General features: G+C 63.7%; 23 protein-coding genes. 15 read left to right on the forward strand and 8 right to left on the reverse strand.

Translation table 11 applies throughout. The features are described from left to right. Nucleotides 1–104: 104 nt before the first annotated feature. The 6 genes from ACXHGZ_RS01260 (at nt 105) to ACXHGZ_RS01285 (ending at nt 4,908) form a co-directional block, all read left to right on the forward strand. The gene (locus ACXHGZ_RS01260; RefSeq protein ID WP_480461993.1) at nt 105–917 is read left to right on the forward strand and encodes a helix-turn-helix domain-containing protein; all 813 of its coding nucleotides are present in this window, start codon (nt 105–107) and stop codon (nt 915–917) included. Nucleotides 918–1,348: 431 nt separating this feature from the next. Then, complete coding sequence (locus ACXHGZ_RS01265; RefSeq protein WP_480461994.1) at nt 1,349–1,543, forward strand: hypothetical protein; 195 nt, start codon at nt 1,349–1,351, stop codon at nt 1,541–1,543. 44 nt (nt 1,544–1,587) lie between these two features. Beyond that, on the forward strand, nt 1,588–2,559 hold the full coding sequence (locus ACXHGZ_RS01270; RefSeq protein WP_480461996.1) for a ThiF family adenylyltransferase: 972 nt from the start codon (nt 1,588–1,590) through the stop codon (nt 2,557–2,559). Further along, nucleotides 2,538–3,005 carry an HIT family protein gene (locus ACXHGZ_RS01275; RefSeq protein ID WP_480461998.1) on the forward strand — a complete coding sequence of 156 codons (468 nt, stop codon included), beginning with the start codon at nt 2,538–2,540 and terminating at the stop codon, nt 3,003–3,005. Before ACXHGZ_RS01270 ends, ACXHGZ_RS01275 begins: the two co-directional genes overlap by 22 nt. A 93-nt stretch (nt 3,006–3,098) precedes the next feature. Further along, nucleotides 3,099–3,983, forward strand: a complete 885-nt coding sequence (locus tag ACXHGZ_RS01280) for a sugar nucleotide-binding protein (RefSeq protein ID WP_084857362.1) — start codon at nt 3,099–3,101, stop codon at nt 3,981–3,983. Next, the gene (locus ACXHGZ_RS01285) at nt 3,976–4,908 is read left to right on the forward strand and encodes an NAD-dependent epimerase/dehydratase family protein (RefSeq protein ID WP_480461999.1); all 933 of its coding nucleotides are present in this window, start codon (nt 3,976–3,978) and stop codon (nt 4,906–4,908) included. The genes ACXHGZ_RS01280 and ACXHGZ_RS01285 overlap by 8 nt, the downstream gene beginning before the upstream one ends. 72 nt (nt 4,909–4,980) lie before the next feature. Here the strand turns inward: ACXHGZ_RS01285 and ACXHGZ_RS01290 are convergent, their stop codons facing one another. The 5 genes from ACXHGZ_RS01290 to ACXHGZ_RS01310 all read right to left on the reverse strand — a co-directional run bounded on the left by ACXHGZ_RS01290 (nt 4,981) and on the right by ACXHGZ_RS01310 (nt 8,937). Beyond that, on the reverse strand, nt 4,981–5,664 hold the full coding sequence (locus ACXHGZ_RS01290; RefSeq protein ID WP_196145418.1) for an OmpW/AlkL family protein: 684 nt from the start codon (nt 5,662–5,664) through the stop codon (nt 4,981–4,983). 109 nt (nt 5,665–5,773) lie between these two features. Then, nucleotides 5,774–6,295, reverse strand: coding sequence for a DUF3299 domain-containing protein (locus ACXHGZ_RS01295; protein WP_465001678.1), 522 nt, complete (start codon nt 6,293–6,295; stop codon nt 5,774–5,776). Nucleotides 6,296–6,379: 84 nt separating this feature from the next. Continuing rightward, the gene (locus ACXHGZ_RS01300) at nt 6,380–7,645 is read right to left on the reverse strand and encodes an ABC transporter permease (RefSeq protein WP_480462002.1); all 1,266 of its coding nucleotides are present in this window, start codon (nt 7,643–7,645) and stop codon (nt 6,380–6,382) included. After that, nucleotides 7,645–8,355 (reverse strand): ABC transporter ATP-binding protein, encoded by a 711-nt coding sequence (locus ACXHGZ_RS01305; RefSeq protein ID WP_480462003.1) that lies wholly within the window; start codon nt 8,353–8,355, stop codon nt 7,645–7,647. Before ACXHGZ_RS01305 ends, ACXHGZ_RS01300 begins: the two co-directional genes overlap by 1 nt. Then, nucleotides 8,356–8,937, reverse strand: a complete 582-nt coding sequence (locus ACXHGZ_RS01310) for a DUF2796 domain-containing protein (RefSeq protein WP_480462005.1) — start codon at nt 8,935–8,937, stop codon at nt 8,356–8,358. 188 nt (nt 8,938–9,125) lie between these two features. Here ACXHGZ_RS01310 and ACXHGZ_RS01315 point away from each other — a divergent pair, with 188 nt between their 5' ends. After that, nucleotides 9,126–9,470, forward strand: coding sequence for a hypothetical protein (locus ACXHGZ_RS01315; RefSeq protein WP_480462007.1), 345 nt, complete (start codon nt 9,126–9,128; stop codon nt 9,468–9,470). Between the two features lie 210 nt (nt 9,471–9,680). Here the strand turns inward: ACXHGZ_RS01315 and trxA are convergent, their stop codons facing one another. Genes trxA through ACXHGZ_RS01330 form a run of 3 tightly spaced genes read right to left on the reverse strand, consistent with a single transcriptional unit; the run spans nt 9,681 to nt 11,709 of the window. Then, a complete protein-coding gene (gene trxA / locus ACXHGZ_RS01320; RefSeq protein ID WP_480462008.1) occupies nt 9,681–10,565 on the reverse strand; it encodes a thioredoxin in 885 nt (294 codons plus the stop codon). Between the two features lie 31 nt (nt 10,566–10,596). Continuing rightward, a complete protein-coding gene (locus tag ACXHGZ_RS01325) occupies nt 10,597–11,256 on the reverse strand; it encodes a class I SAM-dependent methyltransferase (RefSeq protein ID WP_480462010.1) in 660 nt (219 codons plus the stop codon). Then, nucleotides 11,257–11,709, reverse strand: coding sequence for a YbaY family lipoprotein (locus tag ACXHGZ_RS01330; protein WP_324813711.1), 453 nt, complete (start codon nt 11,707–11,709; stop codon nt 11,257–11,259). Between the two features lie 105 nt (nt 11,710–11,814). Between ACXHGZ_RS01330 and nrdR the strand changes: the two genes are divergently transcribed. The 8 genes from nrdR (at nt 11,815) to ACXHGZ_RS01370 (ending at nt 17,777) form a co-directional block, all read left to right on the forward strand. Further along, a complete protein-coding gene (gene nrdR / locus ACXHGZ_RS01335; protein WP_043210325.1) occupies nt 11,815–12,279 on the forward strand; it encodes a transcriptional regulator NrdR in 465 nt (154 codons plus the stop codon). A 2-nt stretch (nt 12,280–12,281) separates the two neighbouring features. Further along, nucleotides 12,282–13,412, forward strand: a complete 1,131-nt coding sequence (gene ribD / locus ACXHGZ_RS01340; RefSeq protein WP_480462012.1) for a bifunctional diaminohydroxyphosphoribosylaminopyrimidine deaminase/5-amino-6-(5-phosphoribosylamino)uracil reductase RibD — start codon at nt 12,282–12,284, stop codon at nt 13,410–13,412. A 43-nt stretch (nt 13,413–13,455) separates the two neighbouring features. Continuing rightward, a complete protein-coding gene (locus tag ACXHGZ_RS01345) occupies nt 13,456–14,121 on the forward strand; it encodes a riboflavin synthase (RefSeq protein ID WP_070093931.1) in 666 nt (221 codons plus the stop codon). A gap of 18 nt (nt 14,122–14,139) precedes the next feature. After that, the gene (ribBA, locus tag ACXHGZ_RS01350; RefSeq protein WP_480462013.1) at nt 14,140–15,231 is read left to right on the forward strand and encodes a bifunctional 3,4-dihydroxy-2-butanone-4-phosphate synthase/GTP cyclohydrolase II; all 1,092 of its coding nucleotides are present in this window, start codon (nt 14,140–14,142) and stop codon (nt 15,229–15,231) included. 91 nt (nt 15,232–15,322) lie between these two features. Beyond that, entirely contained in the window at nt 15,323–15,799 is a 477-nt protein-coding gene (ribH, locus tag ACXHGZ_RS01355) for a 6,7-dimethyl-8-ribityllumazine synthase (RefSeq protein ID WP_043210219.1), read from the forward strand. Beyond that, complete coding sequence (gene nusB, locus ACXHGZ_RS01360) at nt 15,796–16,296, forward strand: transcription antitermination factor NusB (protein WP_084857386.1); 501 nt, start codon at nt 15,796–15,798, stop codon at nt 16,294–16,296. The genes ribH and nusB overlap by 4 nt, the downstream gene beginning before the upstream one ends. Before the next feature lie 18 nt (nt 16,297–16,314). After that, nucleotides 16,315–17,277: a thiamine-phosphate kinase gene (gene thiL, locus ACXHGZ_RS01365; RefSeq protein WP_480462015.1), complete on the forward strand. Its 963-nt coding sequence runs from the start codon at nt 16,315–16,317 to the stop codon at nt 17,275–17,277. After that, the gene (locus tag ACXHGZ_RS01370; RefSeq protein ID WP_023382587.1) at nt 17,274–17,777 is read left to right on the forward strand and encodes a phosphatidylglycerophosphatase A family protein; all 504 of its coding nucleotides are present in this window, start codon (nt 17,274–17,276) and stop codon (nt 17,775–17,777) included. Before thiL ends, ACXHGZ_RS01370 begins: the two co-directional genes overlap by 4 nt. The last annotated feature ends 88 nt before the right edge of the window (nt 17,778–17,865 follow it).

Here is a 17,865-nt window from a genome sequence, read left to right on the forward strand (position 1 = left end):
CGCATGGTTGGCCATGACAACTGTGGTTACAATTTCGCGGGTTGCTCTCACTTGATGCGACTTGATGCTAGAATTGCATCACTCGCATCACCTGGACCCTTCTCATGGGCGATCATTTCGCTATCAACCTGAAATTGGCCTGCAGCCATTACCGCTCTATTTCAGAGGTTTGCCGGCAACTGTCGATCAACCGCGCGCAATTCAACAAGTATTTGAGCGGCCAGAGCCGTCCGACGGCCTACAACCTCAAGCGCATCGGCGACTTCTTCGGCGTGGAGGACTACGAGCTGGGCCTTCCCCCGGAACAGTTCGCCCGCTTGATCGGCGTGCGCAACCTGTCGGCCCAGGCCGACCAACAGAACGACCCGATCAGCGAGCTGTTCAAGCCACTGCATGCCCAGGCGGGCAACCTGTCGCGTTATTGCGGCTACTACTTCGAATACTCCAACTGCATGTCGGTGCCAGGTTCGATCCTCGTGTCGCTGGTGCACCTGTGGGAAGAGCGCGGCAGCTTCCTGTTCGAGCGCCTGGAGCGCCAGGAGCGCTCCAGTGCCACCGACCAGCATGCCGAAGTGCGGTGCCGCTACCTGGGCGCGGCGTTCCAGCTGCAGGACCGCATGTTTCTCATCGACTACGAGTCGCTGACCTTCAACGAGATGAGCCAGACCATCCTCATTCCCAGCTTCAAGAGCCGCATTACCCGCCTCAACGGCCTGAAGAACGGCGTTTCCAGCGGCGACCGCCGCAACCCCGCCTGCACCCGCGTGGTCTGGGAGTACCTGGGCGAGGAGGTCAACCGCATCAACGCCTATCGCCAGGTCAAGCTGTATCGCCCGGACGACCCGCGTATCGACGACGACGTACGAGAGCGACTGAGTGTCGGGCCGCTCAAGAACGGACTGTTCGAAATCGAGTGACCCGCTGTAGACGTGTTCCCGAGCGATCCCCTCGTCGAGAACGTACCCTGCATATATCTCTTGATCTGCAATCTCCGGCATCGCCCAGATGCGCGGCAATGCGTTCCGCGCTAGCGACAGGTGAATTGGAGATGGGATGAATACATTTGATTGGAGCCAACTGCTGGGCTGTGCCGAGCAATTTCTTGGCACATGAAGAAACCTTGAAAAGCACGGTGTAGGAAGGTTGTGGAAATTCGGGGGCGGATTGACGCAAGAAGATATCTGTAATGGGGTGTCAGTCGGTCGGCTTTTATCTTTTTATTGTATTTTGTTGATATTTCCTACAGTTATGCAGGAAATTTCTACTGGCGTGTTCTGTTGAACATCTCACGGGAGTTGTTAAGAATGTGGGTGAACGGTTTCCGTTCTAAATATTTTTGGAGAATGCTATGAATGCAATGCTTGGAGTTGCGGCGGTTATGCTTTTATCTGTTCCGGTGGTTAGCGCTTCGAATTTAAAAGAGCCAGATGCACCCCCTCTTACTACAAAAGATGCTGATGTCGTTCCGCATGCTCTTACTGTTGCATATGCCCCTTCTGTTTGTCGCCTGCCCAGTAGTGTGATGCGCGGTTGCAAGAACTGATTATCCAGGCGGGAGCTTGCTCCCGCCATCATGTCGGGGGAATTATGGACGATCTTCTATACTACATGGATGGCATTGTTGCAGGAATGGTCGCGCCCTCAGCCTTGTTTTCTCATTGTGAAGACAAGCTGATGATTGATGGTCCTTTAGGGATAGCTTGCACATCCTCAAATGATCCAGTAGGTCTGCATAAGGCTTTAGTAGATTCAGGAGCACTAGTAACTGGTCAGGCAGAGGAAGTCTCTGCTGTGATGAGTCTCTTGAGGGATCCCCGCACAAGTCGGACCGCGAGCTACTTATTATGTTTTGCCCAGCAATGCCGTGATGTGATTGCTGATTTTGCTAACCTGCGTGAAGCCCGAGTGATGATTGTCGGTTGTGGTGGAATTGGAAGCGCGTTATGCATGTTGCTAGCAGGGGCAGGCGTTCGTAGATTTTTACTTGTTGATGGGGATGTTATTGAAGAAAGTAATCTCAATCGTCAGCTGTATTGGGCGCTTGAAGACGTGGGTAAGTACAAAGTGGATGTCTTGAGGCGCGTGTTGGAACATCGATTCGTTGATGTGTCGGTAAAGTGTTTGAAAAGCTTTCCGACCATTGATGAGCTTTGCCTGCTTGCAGCTAAAGACGTGGATGCCGCAGCGATCACTGCGGATAACCCTTCTACTCTTGCGCGAGAGGGATGGCGCCTGACTAAAATGTGCGGTATTCCGGTTGTGTCTGGGGGGTATCACCACCACTTATGCAGTTCATTCCACATCGTGCCGGGGGATTGGGAAGAAATGGAAGAGGTCGTTAGTTCGTTAGAGGAGGAGACTTGGCAGTCACTACCTAGCGCAATTATGCCAAGCTATGGCCCTATGAATTACTCTTTGGCTGCTGTTTTAAGCGGCAATTTGCTCGCTTCCTTGGCGCCAAGCTCATTAGGTAAAAGAGCCACGTCTGTGTCCAGATGGGATTCTCGAGGTGCAGGATTTTACCAAGGAACGAATAAATGTGTGTGTTCTGTGAAATAGTCGCTGGGCGCGTCCAGAGTCATATCGTATGGCAAGACGAAAGATACATGGCCTTTCTTTCCATTTACCCCAATACGCTTGGTGTAACGGTCGTGATACCCAAGGCTCATCATTCAAGCTACCTCTTCGAGCAGGACGACCTTGTCATTGCAGGCCTGCTGACGGCAACGAAGAAGGTCGCGAAACTATTGGTCGAAGGCCTGGAGGGGGTGGGACGTACAGCGCTGGTATTCGAGGGTTATGGTGTCGATCATCTTCATGCAAAGCTGTTTCCCATGCATGGTACTGGGGAAGACAGCTCCTTCCGGAGGATCTCATCTGTTGTCGAAACGTACTTTGATAGCTACCTGGGCTATGTTTCTTCCCATGATGGACCACGAGCGGATGATCTGCAGCTAGCTGATATGGCACAGCGACTACGTCACTCTTTGGGCTCCAGCCAGTGATCGGCAGTCGCGGTTGGGGTTGGGAGTTGGACTTCCATTGGCGGAAACCGCAAAATGGCCTCTTTAATCGATCTGAGCGGACCTGCTGACTCTATGCGTATGCGCCTGATGCTGTTGGGTGGTGGCAATGCCCTCGGGCAAGCGCTGATTCGTCTCGGAGCCGAAGAGGACATCGGGTTCCTGGCGCCACGCCCGCCGGAGAACGGCTGGACGCCGGCCAGCCTCACGCAGTTGCTCGATGACCATCGCCCCGACGTGGTGGTCAACCTGGCTTATTACTTCGACTGGTTCCAGGCTGAGTCGGTCAGCGAGCAGCGCCTGGCGTTGCAGGAACGGGCCGTGGAGCGCTTGGCCGAGTTGTGCCAGCACCACCAGATCATCCTCGTGCAGCCCTCCAGCTATCGCGTGTTCGACGGTTCGCGGGCCACGGCCTACAGCGAGAAGGACGAGCCGGTGCCACTGGGGCTGCGTGGCCAGGCTCTGTGGCGTATCGAGCAAAGTGTGCGAGCAGCATGCCCACAGCATGTGCTGCTGCGCTTCGGCTGGGTGCTGGACGAAAGCATCGACGGCGCGCTCGGGCGCTTCCTCACCCGCGCCGAACAACCCCAGGAGCTGCTGCTGGCGGACGATCGGCGTGGCAACCCCACGCCAGTGGACGATGCCGCCCGGGTGATCCTCTCGGTGCTCAAGCAGCTCGATTGCGACGCGCCGCTGTGGGGCACCTACCACTACGCCGGCAACGAAGCGACCACGCCGCTGGCCTTGGGCCAGGCAATCCTCACCGAGGCGGCGCAATGGCAGAAGCTGGCCGTGCAGGCACCCACGCCCCAGGCCCATGCCGCGCGTCCGGATGCCGCCGAGGAGCCGCAGAACGCCGTGTTGGCCTGCAAGAAAATTCTTCATACCTTCGGTATCAAGCCCCGTGCCTGGCGCGCCGGCTTGCCGCCCCTACTGGACCGATTCTACCGAAATGGCTGATGCTCCCATCCTGATCACCGGCGGTGCCGGCTTCATTGGCTCCCACCTGTGCGATGCGTTGTTGGCCAAAGGCTATGCCGTGCGGGTACTGGACGACCTGTCTACCGGCAAGCGCACCAACCTGCAGCTCGAGCATCCCGCCCTGGAGTTGATCGAAGGCGACGTCGCCGATGCCGCCTTGGTCAACCGTGCCGTCGAGGGTTGCCGGGCCGTGGTGCACCTGGCTGCGGTCGCGTCGGTGCAAGCCTCGGTCGAAGACCCGGTGCGTACCCATCAGAGCAACTTTATCGGCACCCTCAATGTGTGCGAGGCCATGCGCCTCAATGGCGTGCGCCGCGTGCTGTTCGCCTCCAGCGCGGCGGTGTACGGCAACAATGGCGAAGGCCAGGCGATCGCCGAGGACACCCCCAAGGCGCCGCTGACCCCCTACGCCGTGGATAAGTTGGCCAGTGAGCAATATCTGGACTTCTACCGTCGCCAGCATGGGCTGGAGCCGGTGGTGTTCCGCTTCTTCAATATCTTTGGGCCACGACAGGACCCGTCCTCGCCCTATTCGGGTGTGATCAGCATCTTCTGCGAGCGTGCCACCCAAGGCCAGCCGATCACGGTGTTTGGTGATGGCGAGCAGACCCGCGATTTCCTCTATGTGGGCGATCTGGTCCAGGTGATGGTCCAGGCGCTGGAACTGGCGCAGGCGGAAGAGGGGGCGGTGAATGTGGGCTTGAACCAGGCCACTTCGCTGAACCAGCTGCTGACGGCCCTGGAGAACGTCATGGGTGGGCTGCCACCGATCAGCCATGGCCCGGCGCGTTCGGGCGATATCCGCCACTCCCGGGCGGACAACACGCGCTTGCTGGCGCGTTTCCGGTTCCCGCAACCCACCTCGATGGTCGAAGGCCTGGCGAGGTTGTTGGGCAAGGCCTGAGTCCCATGAAAAAGAAGCGGCGGGCCGGGATGCCGGACCGCCGCTTCTTTCAGCTCAGTTGTTGGCCATAACTCAGAACTTGTAGCCCAGGCCCACCATGTAGACCCACGGGTCCACGTCCACATCGACCTTGGTCTTGCTGTAGCCCAGCGCGGTCGGGCCGTCGACGGTGGCCTTGGTGTCGATGTCGATGTACCAGACCGAGGCGTTGACCAGCAGGTTGTCGGTCAGCATGTAGTCCATGCCCAGTTGCGCGGCCAGGCCGACCGAGTCTTGCAGCTTCAGGTTGCTGAAGCCCTGCTGCTTGCGTGCGCCGCTGAGGTCTTCGTCGAAGAAGGTGGTGTAGTTGATGCCGACACCCGCGTAGGGCTGGAACTTCGACGAAGGTGCCATGGGGTAGTACTGCAGCGACAGGGTCGGCGGCAGTTGCTTGATGTCGGCCAGCTTGCCGTCCAGGCCGCCGCCCAGGCCCTTGACGGCCACGGTATGGTTGAACGGCGTGGCGGCCAGCAGCTCGACGCCGATGTGGTCGGTGAGCATGTAGGCGAAGGTCAGGCCCAGCTGGGTGTCGCTGTCCAGGGTCGCCTTGGTGCCCGACACCTTGGTGCCGTCGAACTTCAGGTCGCTGCTGTCTTCGTTCGGCGCAACGGTGATGGCGCCGGCGCGCATGATGATGTCACCGGCCTGGTGGGCGTGGGCAACAGGGGCTGCGAGCGCCAAGGCAATAAGCGAGGCGCCGAGCAAGGACTTGTTCATGGAAGCTCCCAAAGGACGTAGGTAATCGAGTAGTCCAATGGTAAGGAGCCAGCCGAACGCAACTTTTGATTCAGCTCAACGAAGCCGTTTCACAAAGCGGAAACAGTTCTCACTGCAGCTCATAAGCGTAGATTTTCTCCGCTTCCATCTGGTAGCCGGCCTCGGCCAGTTCGCTGCGGGTGGCTTTGACCTGCATGCGGCCTTCGATCCAGTAGGGCTGGTAGAGGTCTTCGATGCGCACGCCCATCTCGCTGACGATATGCACGATCTGGTTCGACGGCGGTGGCGGTACGTGGATGCAGGCGCCGTAGTAGGGCACCAGCAGGAACTCGGTGGTGCGGCCTTCCTCGCTGACCTCCAGCGGCACGATGTAGCCGGGCAGCTTGACCTGTTGGCCATCCAGCGCCTTGACCACTGGTGCGTCGGGCGCCTGCTGGCGCGCGGCGGGGGCGGCTTCGGCCAGTGCGCTGCCCAGTTGCGAGAGGTCGTGCAGCGGTGCCTGTTGCACCGGCACCACCGGTGCACCTTCGGGAATCAGGGCGGGCCAGTCCAAGGTGCGGGGTTCGGCGGCCAGCAGGGGCAAGGCCGGCGACAGCAGCAACAGGAGCAGCAGGGCCGGTAGAGCCCCCATTCTGTTTGGCCTCGCTGTACCTGTGGGAGCCGGCTTGCCGGCGATGGCGGTAACGGGGGACATGAATAGGAACATGCAGGTTGCTCAAAGGTGAATGGACAAACCATCGGCCAGCGACTGCCGATAGGCACGCCAGGCCGGCACGCTGCCCATGAGCAGCGCGGCGCCGAGAATGATGGCCAGCAGCGTCCACTCATGGGCGCTGGGCCAGGCCAATGGCAGGTAGAGGCCATAGTTGGCCTGGACGAAACCCTGGGCCAGGGCGATACCCGCGTACAGCAAGCCTAGCCCGGCGGCGATACCGGCCACGGCCAGCGCCAGCGCCTCCAGTACCAATAACCCGGCGATATGCCAGGGTCGCGCGCCTACCGAGCGCAGGATAGCCATCTCCCGGCGACGTTCGTTGAGGCTGGTGAGGATCGCCGTGAGCATGCCGATCAGCCCGGTCAGGACCACGAACAGCGACACCACGAACAACGCTTGTTCGGCGGTCCCCATCAGGCTCCAGAGCTCCTGCAGGGCGACGCCGGGCAGGATCGCCAGCAACGGTTCGCTGCGGAACTCGTTGATTTCCCGTTGCAGGCTGAAGGTGGCGATCTTGCTGTTCAACCCGAGCATGAAGGCGGTGATGGCGGCCGGCTGCAGGTCCATCGCCCGCGCTTGTTCGGCACTGATACGCCCGGCGCCACGGGCCGGCACACCGTTGTGCCAGTCGACGTGGATCGCTTCCATGCCCGCCAGGCTGATATGCAGGGTGCGGTCCACCGGCGTACCGGTGCGGGCGAGGATCCCGACCACGGTGAACGGTTTGTCGTCGTGCTTGACCAGGCTGATGGCGGCGACGCCGTGGGCCAGCACCAACGTGTCGCCCAGCTTGTAGTGCAGCGCGTCGGCCACCTCGGCGCCGAGCACCACCTCGAACGGGTCGTCGGCGAATGCACGGCCCTGGCTGAGGGCCAGGTGCTGACGGCGGCCGAACTGATAGTGGCTGAAGTACTCGCCGGTGGTGCCCATCACCCGGTAGCCACGATGGGAGTCGCCCAGCGAAATCGGGATGGCCCATTTCACCCGAGGATCCTTGGCATAGTGCTCGAAGCTGTCCCAGCGGATGTTGTTGGTGGCATTGCCGATGCGAAACACCGAATACAAGAGCAGGTTCACCGAGCCTGAGCGGGCGCCGACGATCAGGTCCGTGCCGCTGATGGTACTGGCGAAGCTGGCACGGGCCTCGGTGCGCACGCGTTCCACGGCCAGCAACAGGCACACGGACAGGGCGATGGCGAAGGCGGTCAGGAACGCAGTGAAGCGACGGTTGGCCAGGCTGGCCAGGGCAAGGCGGAACAGGTACATCAGGCCTCCCGGGGCTTGGCCGCGCGATTGAGCTCGGCCAGGGACAGGTGACGGTCGAACAGCGGGGCCAGGCTCTGGTCGTGGCTGACGAACAACAGGCTGGCGCCGGCTGCCCGGCATTCGTCGAACAGCAGGCCGATGAACGCTTCGCGGGTATCGGCGTCGAGCGCGGAGGTGGGCTCGTCAGCGATCACCAGCTCTGGTTGGCCGATCAAGGCCCGGGCCGCCGCAACACGTTGCTGCTGGCCGATCGACAGGCTGTCGGCGCGGCGGGCGAGCAGGGCTGGGTCATCCAGGCCCAGGTGGGCGAGCAGTCGGGCGGCCGCCTGATCGACGCTGCCATGACGCTGCTGGGCGCGTTCGGCGCGGCTACGTGAAAAGTGGCAGGGTAGCTCGACGTTCTCCCGCACCGAGAGAAACGGCAGCAGGTTGAATTGCTGGAAGATATAGCCGGTGTGATCGACCCGGAAGCGGTCCCGGGCGCCTTGCCCTAGAGCGGCGAGGTCTTGGCCGAGCAGGCGGATGCTGCCTTGGCCGGGCTTGTTCACCCCGCCCAGCAGGCCCAGCAGAGTGGTCTTGCCACTGCCGCTGGGGCCCTTGAGGAACAATGCTTCGCCAGCCTCCAGGCGAAACGCGGGGATATCCAGCAATGGTGGCTGGCCGGGCCAGGCGAATACCAGCCCCTGCAAGTCGATCAACGGCAGGCTCATTCAGAAGGCGACCAATGGCTTGCCAGGCGTGGCTTGCAGGCCTTTCTGGCCATTCGGGCCGATGACCTGCACGGTGATTTTCTGAGTAGCCGGGAAGGCTTTGAACAGCGGCGTCAGGTCGACCTGGGTGAGTTTGGCCGGTGTGGCGCAGGTCAACTGGTAGTGGGCGTTGATGTCGGCGTGACCGTGCTCGTGGTCGTGTTCATCGTTATGCGCATCGTCGTGCCCGGCCTCGCCGAACAGCGGGCTGTCGAGCTCCTGGGCGTCTTCCTTGCAACCGGCAGCCTGGGCCAGGCCGAACAATTGCAGGGGTTGCTCCAGCTGCTGGCGTGTGGCGGCGACCTTGGCCTTGTCGGCATCGCTGCCGGGGGCGTGTTCGAAACCGACCAGGTTCATCGCAGGGCTGTCCAGCGCCAGTTCCAGGGTGTTGCCGTCGAGCACGACATCGAGCTTGGCCGCGCCGTGTTCGTGGGCGGCGAGGGTGCCATGGGCGTGGTCATGGTCGTGATCGTCATGGGGCTGGGCCTGGGCCATGGCCAAAGGCAGCAGGGCGAAGGGCAGGGCGAGGAACAGGCGGCGCATGGAACACTCCTGGGCGGATGGATACGAAGTTCGTAATGTTATAACAACTTTTCTTGCGCTCGCCAGCGGCCTGGTGCAGGTTTCATGTGGCCGTGTTGGCCGGGAAGGCCCGCTCGCGGGGCAAGCCCGTTCCTACAGGAGATTATGAGAGCATAGCGGCCAGTGATTTCGGACTTGAGGGTGACAACGTGAGAATTCGCGGACAGATCGGTGAATGGCCGGTGGACCTGACCATCGAGTTGGAACCTGCGGAGTGGGCGCAGTTGGGGCGTCAATTGGACGTGCCCGCGGTAGCTGAGGCAGTCGCGGCGACAGCTGGCGCCGCGCCGCGCGAGGACGACGGGCAATGGCTGGCGGCGCGCGAACTGTTGCGCCAGGCCGGGCAGGTCAGTGGGCCGGAACTGCTGGGGCGGCTGGAAGGTTTGGCCGGGAGCACGGCGGCGGGCAAGCGGTTGCTGGTGCGCTTGCGGCATAGCAGTGAGGTGAAGGTGGAAAGCGGGGCGGATGCGCCGGTGTATCACTGGGTCGGGTGATATCTACCTGAGCCGGCCCAATCGCCGGCAAGCCGGCTCCCACCTGTCCTGCGCTGTTTCAAAGACACCGTCATACCTGTGAGCGCTGGCTTGCCGGCGATAGAGTCGGGGCAAGCAACTCAAGACAGTTGCTCCCACCTGGCCTGCGCTGTTTTAGAGACACCGCCGTACCTGTGGGAGCTGGCTTGCCAGCGATTGGGCCGGCAAGGTTCAGAACATCGCCGCCGACAACTTGCGCCGATACACACTCACCAGCGGGTGTTCGTTGCCCAGCAATTCGAACACTTGCAGCAGTGCCTTCTGCGGCAAGCCGCTCTCGTAGCCGCGGTTACGCTGGAACAGCTTGAGCAGACCTTCCAGCGCCGCCTCGTACTGCTGGCGCGCCAGTTGCTGGATGCACAACTGGTAGGTGGCTTCGTCGTCCTGCGGGTGCTGCGCCAGGCGGCTCTTGAGCTCGGCGGCTTCCGGCAGGCTGGCGGCCTGGCGCAGGAAGGTCAGCTGGGCCTTGGCGCCTGCCAGGGCAGCCTTGTGCTCGTCGGTCTTGACCGCGTCGAGCACCACTTCGGCTTCACCTAGCTCACCCCGTTCTGCCAGGCAGCGTGCGTAGTAGATCAGCGCCTCGGCATTGCTGTTGTCTTCGCCGAGCAGCGCCTGGAGCATGGCCTCGGCTTCTGCGAAGCGGCTCTCGGCGAACAGTGCCTTGGCCTGCTCCAGCGGTGCGGCGGCAGGTGGCGCGGGCATTTGCACATGGGGCTCGAGCATGGCGCGGATAGCCGACTCGGGCTGGGCACCGGCGAAACCGTCGACCGGTTGGCCGTCCTTGAACAGCACCACCGTGGGCAGGCTGCGGATGCCGAACTGGGCGACGATCTGCTGTTCAACGTCGCAGTTGATCTTGGCCAGCAGCAATTCGCCCTGGTAGCCCTCGGCGATCTTGGCCAGCAGCGGCATCAGTGCCTTGCACGGCGCGCACCATTCGGCCCAGAAGTCGACCAGCACCGGCTTGTGGAAGGAGTTTTCGATGACCAGTTGCTGGAAGTTGGCATCGGTGGCATCGAAGATGTACGGCAAATCTTTACTAGGAGCTTGGCTCATCGCGACTCTCGCAAACCCGTGAATGGCACCACTATAAAGGCTCGCGGCTGGCGTGGTACAGGCTGACCCGGCGGAATTCGTGCGGCTCGGCCAGGTCCGGCAGGGTCAAGGCCTCGAGCACGCCGAGCTGGCGGTAGCGTGGGTGATTGAAGTCGCGTACCCGCGAGTCGGCCACCAAGGCCTGGCGGCCGCGGCCCAGGAACGCGTCGAGCAACGGCAGGTTGGCGCGGTCATAGAGCACATCGGCAACCAGGATCAGGTCGAAACGGTCCTCTTCGGCGAAGAAGTCATTGCTGTAGCCAAGCGTCACGCCGTTGAGCGCGGCGTTGGCCCGGCAGGCATCCAGGGCCAGCGGGTCCAGGTCACAGGCCACCACTTCCAGTGCGCCTGCGCGCGCCGCGGCTATCCCGGCGATGCCGGAGCCTGCGCCGAAGTCCAGCACGCGCTTGCCCCGAACCCATTCGGGGTGTTCGGCCAGGTAGCGGGCCATCGCCAGGCCGCTGGCCCAGCAGAAACTCCAGTAGGGCGGTTCGTCGAGGATGCGGCGGGTCTCCTCGGGGCTGAATGCGCGGTCCATGTTCTGCGCATCGATCAGCCAGAGCCTGAGTTCGCATTCGGGTAGGTCACTGACGACCAGGCGCGCTTCGCCGATCAGGCCGCTGAGGGCCTGTTGCAGGAGCAGCGGGGGCATCTATGGCGCCTTCTCGAAGCGCAGCGGGCCGGTGGCCTGGTTGGTGGCCTGGGCGATACGCAGCGGCGGCAGGTGCAGGATCAGCTGGCCGGAGCGGCTGGCGCGGCCGCGCAGCTCGACGCGGGCGCCGGCCGGGAAAGCCTCGGGGTTGAAGCGCAGGCGATAGGGCAGGGCCTGGCCGGTACCGGTGAGGTTGCTGCTGGCCAGCAGACGTTGTGGGCGGCCGCGCTCATCGATGACCAGCAGGGCCAGTTCCACTTCGGCACCGGCTGGTACTTCCAGCAAGGTGCCGCTCACCTCGCGCTGGTAGGCGGGCAGCGGGCCAAGCTCCTTTGGCTTCTTGACGGCCTTGGCAGGCGGTACTGCAGCGGTTTGCTCGGGCTTCGGTCGGTCGCTGCCGCAGGCGGCGAGCAGGCTGGCGAGGCACAGCACGACGAGCGCTCGGTAGTGCATGGGGTAGTCCTTCACAGGCAGAATTGCATGGATGGTAAACCCTTTGGCTTGTCTTGCCAGTGGGATGCGCTACCATGGCCCTCCCTTTTTTTGTTGCCTGCCACCATGCACTGTCCCTTTTGCGGTGCCAACGACACCAAGGTCATCGACTCGCGCCTGGTCGCCGAGGGTGAACAGGTGCGCCGCCGCCGTGAATGCGTCGCCTGCGGCGAGCGCTTCACCACCTTCGAGACCGCCGAGCTGGTCCTGCCACGGCTGATCAAGCAGGACGGCACGCGCCAGCCTTTCGACGAAGAAAAACTCCGTGCCGGCATGCAGCGGGCGCTGGAAAAGCGTCCGGTCAGCGTCGAGCGCCTGGAAGCGGCGCTGGCGCACATCAAGCACAAGCTGCGCGCCACCGGCGAGCGCGAGGTCAAGTCGCTGGTGGTCGGCGAGCTGGTGATGGCCGAGCTGCGCAAGCTCGACGAAGTCGCTTATATCCGCTTTGCATCGGTCTACCGGCGTTTCCAGGACCTCGACGAGTTCCGCGAGGAAATCGACCGCCTGGCCCGGGAACCTGCCAAGGAATGACCATGCCGAGCCACGCTGCCATCCTCGACGCCCACTACATGGCGCGCGCCCTGGAGCTGGCCCGAAAGGGCCTGTACAGCACCCACCCCAACCCGCGCGTAGGCTGCGTGATCGTGCGCGACGGCGAGGTGGTGGGCGAAGGCTGGCATGTGCGTGCCGGCGAGCCCCATGCCGAAGTCCACGCCCTGCGCCAGGCCGGCGAGCGCGCACGCGGCGCCTGCGCCTACGTGACGCTCGAGCCGTGCAGCCACCATGGCCGCACGCCGCCCTGTGCCGAGGCGTTGGTCAAGGCCGGCGTGGCCCGGGTGGTGGCGGCCACGCAGGACCCTAACCCGCAGGTAGCCGGCCAGGGCCTGCGACGCCTGGCCGAGGCCGGTATCGACGTCAGCAGCGGCGTGCTCGAAGCCGAGGCCCGCGCCCTCAACCCGGGCTTTCTCAAGCGCATGGAACATGGCCTGCCGTTCGTGCGTGCCAAGCTCGCCATGAGCCTGGATGGCCGCACCGCCATGGCCAGTGGCGAGAGCCAGTGGATCACCGGCCCTGCCGCCCGCGCTGCGGTACAGCGCCTGCGTGCTCGTTCCAGTGTGGTGCTGACCAGCGCCGAAAGCGTGCTGGCCGACAACGCCCGCATGACCGTGCGCGGCGCCGAGCTGGGGCTGGACGCCGAAGCCACGGCCCTGGCCTTGGCCCGGCCGCCCCTGCGCGTGCTGGTCGACGGGCGCCTACGCCTGCCGCTGGATGCGCCGTTCTTCCAGGCCGGCCCCGCACTGGTGGTGACCGCCTGCGCAGACGACCCGCGTTACGCCCAGGCCGGTCATGAGCTGCTGTGCCTGCCCGGTGAAGCCGGCCGTGTCGACCTGCCTGGCCTGCTGCACGCCCTGGCTGCCCGCGGTGTCAACGAGGTCCTGCTGGAAGCCGGCGCGGGCCTGGTCGGCGCCTTCGCGCGCCTGGGCCTGGTCGATGAGTTCCAACTCTTCGTCGCCGGCACATTCCTCGGCAGCACCGCCCGCCCGCTGCTGGACTGGCCGCTGGCGCAGATGAGCGAGGCGCCGCGCCTGAAGATCACCGAGGTGCGCGCAGTCGGCGATGACTGGCGGATCACGGCCATCCCCTTGCCGGCCTCCGGCGTATAATGCCCGGCTTGCCACGCGCAGCCCTGTTCCCGAGGAGGACACCATGTTCACCGGCATCATCGAATCCATCGGCACCATCCGCAGCCTGACCCCCAAGGGCGGTGACGTGCGCGTCTACGTAGAAACCGGCAAGCTCGATCTGGGCGACGTCAAGCTGGGCGACAGCATCGCCGTCAACGGCGTCTGCCTGACTGCCGTGGAGCTGCCCGGCGACGGCTTCTGGGCCGACGTCAGCGTCGAGACCCTCAAGCGCACCGCCATGGTCGACCTCAAGAGCGGCAGCCGGGTCAACCTGGAAAAGGCCCTGACCCCTACCACCCGCCTGGGCGGCCATCTGGTCAGCGGCCACGTCGACGGCGTCGGCGAGATCATTTCGCGCAGCGATAACGCGCGCGCCATCCAGTTCCGCGTGCGTGCGCCCAAGGAGCTGGCCAAGTACATCGCCCACAAAGGGTCGATCACCGTCGATGGCACCAGCCTGACGGTCAATGAGGTCGATGGCGCCGAGTTCGAGCTGACCATCGTCCCGCACACCCTGTCCGAAACCATCATGGCCGACTACCGCGCAGGTCGTCGGGTCAACCTTGAGGTCGACCTGCTGGCCCGTTACCTGGAGCGTCTGCTGCTGGGCGACAAGGCTGCCGAGTCGAGCAAGGGCAGTGGCATCACCGAAAGCTTCCTGGCCGCCAACGGCTACCTGAAATCCTGATTGAGAAGGGGGTGCCGAGTGGCGCTCAACAGCATCGAAGAGCTGGTGGAAGACATCCGCCAGGGCAAAATGGTCATTCTCATGGACGACGAAGACCGTGAGAACGAAGGCGACATCATCATGGCCGCCGAGTGCTGCCAGGCCGAGCACATCAACTTCATGGCCAAGCACGCCCGTGGCCTGATCTGCATGCCGATGACCCGCGAGCGCTGCGAAACGCTCAAGCTGCCGTTGATGGCGCCACGCAACGGTTCGGGCTTCGGCACCAAGTTCACCGTGTCGATCGAGGCTGCCGAGGGCGTCACCACCGGCATTTCCGCCGCCGACCGCGCACGCACCGTGCAGGTGGCTGCCGCCCGTGATGCCAAGGCCGACGACATCGTCAGCCCCGGCCACATCTTCCCGCTGATGGCCCAGGCCGGCGGTACCCTGGCGCGTGCCGGGCACACCGAAGCGGCCTGCGACCTGGCGCGCATGGCCGGTTTCGAGCCCAGCGGCGTGATCTGTGAAGTGATGAACGACGACGGCACCATGGCCCGTCGTCCGGAGCTGGAGGCCTTCGCCGCCGAGCACGGCCTGAAGATCGGCACCATCGCCGACCTGATCCACTACCGGATGATCCACGAGCGCACCGTGCAGCGTATCGCCGAACAGCCGCTGGACAGCGAGCTGGGCCAGTTCAACCTGGTCACCTACCGCGACGCGGTGGAAGGCGATGTGCACATGGCTTTGACGCTGGGCACCATCTGCGCCGAGGAGCCGACCCTGGTGCGCGTGCACAACATGGACCCGCTGCGCGACCTGCTGCTGGTCAAGCAGCCGGGCCGCTGGAGCCTGCGCGCGGCGATGAGCGCCGTGGCCGAGGCCGGCAGCGGCGTGGTGCTGCTGTTGGGGCACCCGCTCGATGGCGACGTGCTGCTGGCACACATCCGCGAAAGCGCCGGCGATGCTCAGCCCAAGGCGCCGACCACCTACAGCACCGTCGGTGCCGGCTCGCAGATCCTGCGTGACCTGGGCGTGCGCAAGATGCGCCTGATGAGCTCGCCGATGAAGTTCAACGCGATATCCGGATTCGATCTGGAAGTTGTAGAATACGTGCCCTCCGAGTGACACAGGCGTAACTGTCGTCCTGCCGCTCGTGTCCAAACCCTCCCGCAGGCCGCGTGTGCGCGGCCTCGCTCTTTAAGATGAGAACACCGGAATGACCCTGAAGACCATCGAAGGTACCTTCATCGCCCCCAAAGGTCGCTATGCTTTGGTGGTTGGCCGCTTCAACAGCTTCGTCGTCGAAAGCCTGGTGAGCGGTGCCGTTGATGCCCTGGTACGCCATGGCGTCAGCGAAAGCGACATCACCATCATCCGTGCCCCGGGCGCCTTCGAGATCCCGCTGGTTGCACAGAAAGTCGCCCAACAAGGTGAATATGACGCGATCGTCGCCCTGGGTGCGGTGATCCGTGGCGGTACCCCGCACTTCGAATACGTGGCGGGCGAGTGCACCAAGGGCCTGGCCCAGGTGTCCATGGAGTTCGGTGTTCCGGTGGCCTTCGGCGTCCTGACCGTCGACTCCATCGAGCAGGCCATCGAGCGTTCCGGCACCAAGGCCGGCAACAAAGGTGCCGAAGCTGCCCTGTCCGCCCTGGAAATGGTCAGCCTGCTGGCGCAGTTGGAGGCCAAGTGATTAGCGACGAAAGCGATCGTTTCAACCCGCGCGAGCCACGCGCGGCGGATGCAGGCAAGCCCTCCAAGAGCGCCAAGCGCCGTGAAGCCCGCAAGCTCGCGACCCAGGCCCTCTACCAGTGGCACATGGCCCAGCATTCGCTGAACGAGATCGAGGCTCAGTTCCGGGTCGACAACGATTTCTCCGATATCGATGGCGCCTATTTCCGCGAGATCCTGCATGGGGTCCCGGCGATCAAAGGCGAAATCGACAAGGCCCTGGCCCCGTGCCTGGACCTGCCGCTGGATGAGCTCGACCCGGTCGAGCTCGCGGTGCTGCGCCTGTCCACCTGGGAGTTCATCAAGCGTGTCGACGTACCGTACCGCGTGGTGATCAACGAAGGTGTCGAGCTGGCCAAGGTCTTCGGTGCCACCGATGGCCACAAGTTCGTCAACGGTGTGCTGGACAAGCTCGCGCCGACTCTGCGCGACGCGGAAGTCAAGGCGGCCAAGCGCTGATCGTGGCGCCGACCGATCATGGGTGAGTTCGAGCTGATCCGTCATTACTTCGCCGCCGCGGCCTGTGCGCAGGGCGGTGATGGTGTGGTCCTCGGCATCGGTGACGACTGCGCCCTGTTGCAGTTGCCTGCTGGCGAGCAGCTGGCGGTGTCCACCGACACCCTGGTCGAAGGCGTGCATTTCCCCGCCGCCTGCGATCCCCTGTTGCTCGGCCAGCGATCGTTGGCCGTGGCGGTCAGCGACCTTGCGGCCATGGGCGCCGATCCTATCGGTTTCACCCTCGCCCTGACCCTGCCCCAGGTCGGTGCCGACTGGCTCCGGCTGTATGCCGATGGCCTGAACCGCATGGCCTTGCGTTGCGGTGTCAGCCTGATCGGTGGTGACACCACCCGCGGCCCCCTGGCCATCACCGTGACCGTGTTCGGCAAGGCGCCTGCAGGGCAGGCCCTGCGCCGCAGCGGTGCTTGGCCGGGCGACTTGCTGTGTGTGGGCGGTTGCCTGGGTAACGCGGCCGGGGCCTTGCCACTGGTACTGGGTGAACGCACGGCGCCGGCCGAAGTTGCCGAACCGCTGTTGGCCCAGTACTGGTCGCCCTTGCCCCAGCTTGCCCTGGGTCAGCTGTTGCGTGGCCGGGCTACGGCGGCACTGGACATATCCGACGGGTTGCTGGCCGACTGCGGGCATATCGCCAAGGCGTCCGGCGTCGCGCTTGAGGTGGATGCCGAGCGGGTTCCGATGTCATCCGCCCTGCAGGCCTTCCTCGGCCATGAGGCGGCCCTGCATGCCGCGCTCACCGGTGGCGACGACTACGTATTGGCCTTCACCCTGCCAGAAGCGCAACTTTCATCCCTGCCTGACCCTGGCGTCATCCATGTCATCGGCCGCGTGCTGGAAGGGCAGGGTGTCACGCTGCGCGACGGGCAGGGCCAGGACATCACCCCGGCGCAACGGGGTTATCAACATTTTAGGGAGACACCGTGACCGACCACCCCAACCAGGTGCCTGCGGAGTTCGTTCCGCCTTCGGTCTGGCGCAACCCCTGGCACTTCATCGCCTTCGGCTTCGGCTCCGGTACCTTGCCCAAGGCGCCTGGCACCTGGGGCTCGCTGGTAGCGCTGCCGTTCATCCCGCTTTGGCAGATGCTGCCGGACTGGGGCTACTGGCTGCTGCTGGGCATCACCATGTTGTTCGGCTTCTGGTTGTGCGGCAAGGTCGCCAATGACCTGCGTGTGCATGACCACGAAGGCATCGTCTGGGACGAGATGGTCGGCATGTGGATCACCCTGTGGCTGGTGCCGGAGGGGTGGCAGTGGTTGCTGGCAGGGTTCCTGATGTTCCGCTTCTTCGACATCCTCAAGCCTTGGCCGATCCGCTGGATCGACCGTCACGTGCATGGCGGCGTCGGGATCATGCTCGACGATATCCTGGCCGGTGTGTTCGCCTGGCTGGGCATGCAGGTGTTGGTGTGGGTGGTTGCCTGACGTAGGTGGCGGGCCAATCGCGGGACAAGCCCGCTCCCACAAGATCAGTGTGGGCGCGTACGTCTGAGGACTGGCGCGGTCCCTGTGG

The organism is Pseudomonas shiyinii (assembly GCF_056725765.1).

What these genes read in the sequence shown, in the direction of transcription:
- ACXHGZ_RS01260 (WP_480461993.1), top strand. Translation starts at nt 105, where the DNA reads ATGGGCGATCATTTCGCTATCAACCTGAAATTGGCCTGCAGCCATTAC.
- ACXHGZ_RS01265 (WP_480461994.1), top strand. Translation starts at nt 1,349, where the DNA reads ATGAATGCAATGCTTGGAGTTGCGGCGGTTATGCTTTTATCTGTTCCG.
- ACXHGZ_RS01270 (WP_480461996.1), top strand. Translation starts at nt 1,588, where the DNA reads ATGGACGATCTTCTATACTACATGGATGGCATTGTTGCAGGAATGGTC.
- ACXHGZ_RS01275 (WP_480461998.1), top strand. Translation starts at nt 2,538, where the DNA reads ATGTGTGTGTTCTGTGAAATAGTCGCTGGGCGCGTCCAGAGTCATATC.
- ACXHGZ_RS01280 (WP_084857362.1), top strand. Translation starts at nt 3,099, where the DNA reads ATGCGTATGCGCCTGATGCTGTTGGGTGGTGGCAATGCCCTCGGGCAA.
- ACXHGZ_RS01285 (WP_480461999.1), top strand. Translation starts at nt 3,976, where the DNA reads ATGGCTGATGCTCCCATCCTGATCACCGGCGGTGCCGGCTTCATTGGC.
- ACXHGZ_RS01290 (WP_196145418.1), bottom strand. Translation starts at nt 5,664, where the DNA reads ATGAACAAGTCCTTGCTCGGCGCCTCGCTTATTGCCTTGGCGCTCGCA.
- ACXHGZ_RS01295 (WP_465001678.1), bottom strand. Translation starts at nt 6,295, where the DNA reads ATGGGGGCTCTACCGGCCCTGCTGCTCCTGTTGCTGCTGTCGCCGGCC.
- ACXHGZ_RS01300 (WP_480462002.1), bottom strand. Translation starts at nt 7,645, where the DNA reads ATGTACCTGTTCCGCCTTGCCCTGGCCAGCCTGGCCAACCGTCGCTTC.
- ACXHGZ_RS01305 (WP_480462003.1), bottom strand. Translation starts at nt 8,355, where the DNA reads ATGAGCCTGCCGTTGATCGACTTGCAGGGGCTGGTATTCGCCTGGCCC.
- ACXHGZ_RS01310 (WP_480462005.1), bottom strand. Translation starts at nt 8,937, where the DNA reads ATGCGCCGCCTGTTCCTCGCCCTGCCCTTCGCCCTGCTGCCTTTGGCC.
- trxA (WP_480462008.1), bottom strand. Translation starts at nt 10,565, where the DNA reads ATGAGCCAAGCTCCTAGTAAAGATTTGCCGTACATCTTCGATGCCACC.
- ACXHGZ_RS01325 (WP_480462010.1), bottom strand. Translation starts at nt 11,256, where the DNA reads ATGCCCCCGCTGCTCCTGCAACAGGCCCTCAGCGGCCTGATCGGCGAA.
- ACXHGZ_RS01330 (WP_324813711.1), bottom strand. Translation starts at nt 11,709, where the DNA reads ATGCACTACCGAGCGCTCGTCGTGCTGTGCCTCGCCAGCCTGCTCGCC.
- nrdR (WP_043210325.1), top strand. Translation starts at nt 11,815, where the DNA reads ATGCACTGTCCCTTTTGCGGTGCCAACGACACCAAGGTCATCGACTCG.
- ribD (WP_480462012.1), top strand. Translation starts at nt 12,282, where the DNA reads ATGCCGAGCCACGCTGCCATCCTCGACGCCCACTACATGGCGCGCGCC.
- ACXHGZ_RS01345 (WP_070093931.1), top strand. Translation starts at nt 13,456, where the DNA reads ATGTTCACCGGCATCATCGAATCCATCGGCACCATCCGCAGCCTGACC.
- ribH (WP_043210219.1), top strand. Translation starts at nt 15,323, where the DNA reads ATGACCCTGAAGACCATCGAAGGTACCTTCATCGCCCCCAAAGGTCGC.
- thiL (WP_480462015.1), top strand. Translation starts at nt 16,315, where the DNA reads ATGGGTGAGTTCGAGCTGATCCGTCATTACTTCGCCGCCGCGGCCTGT.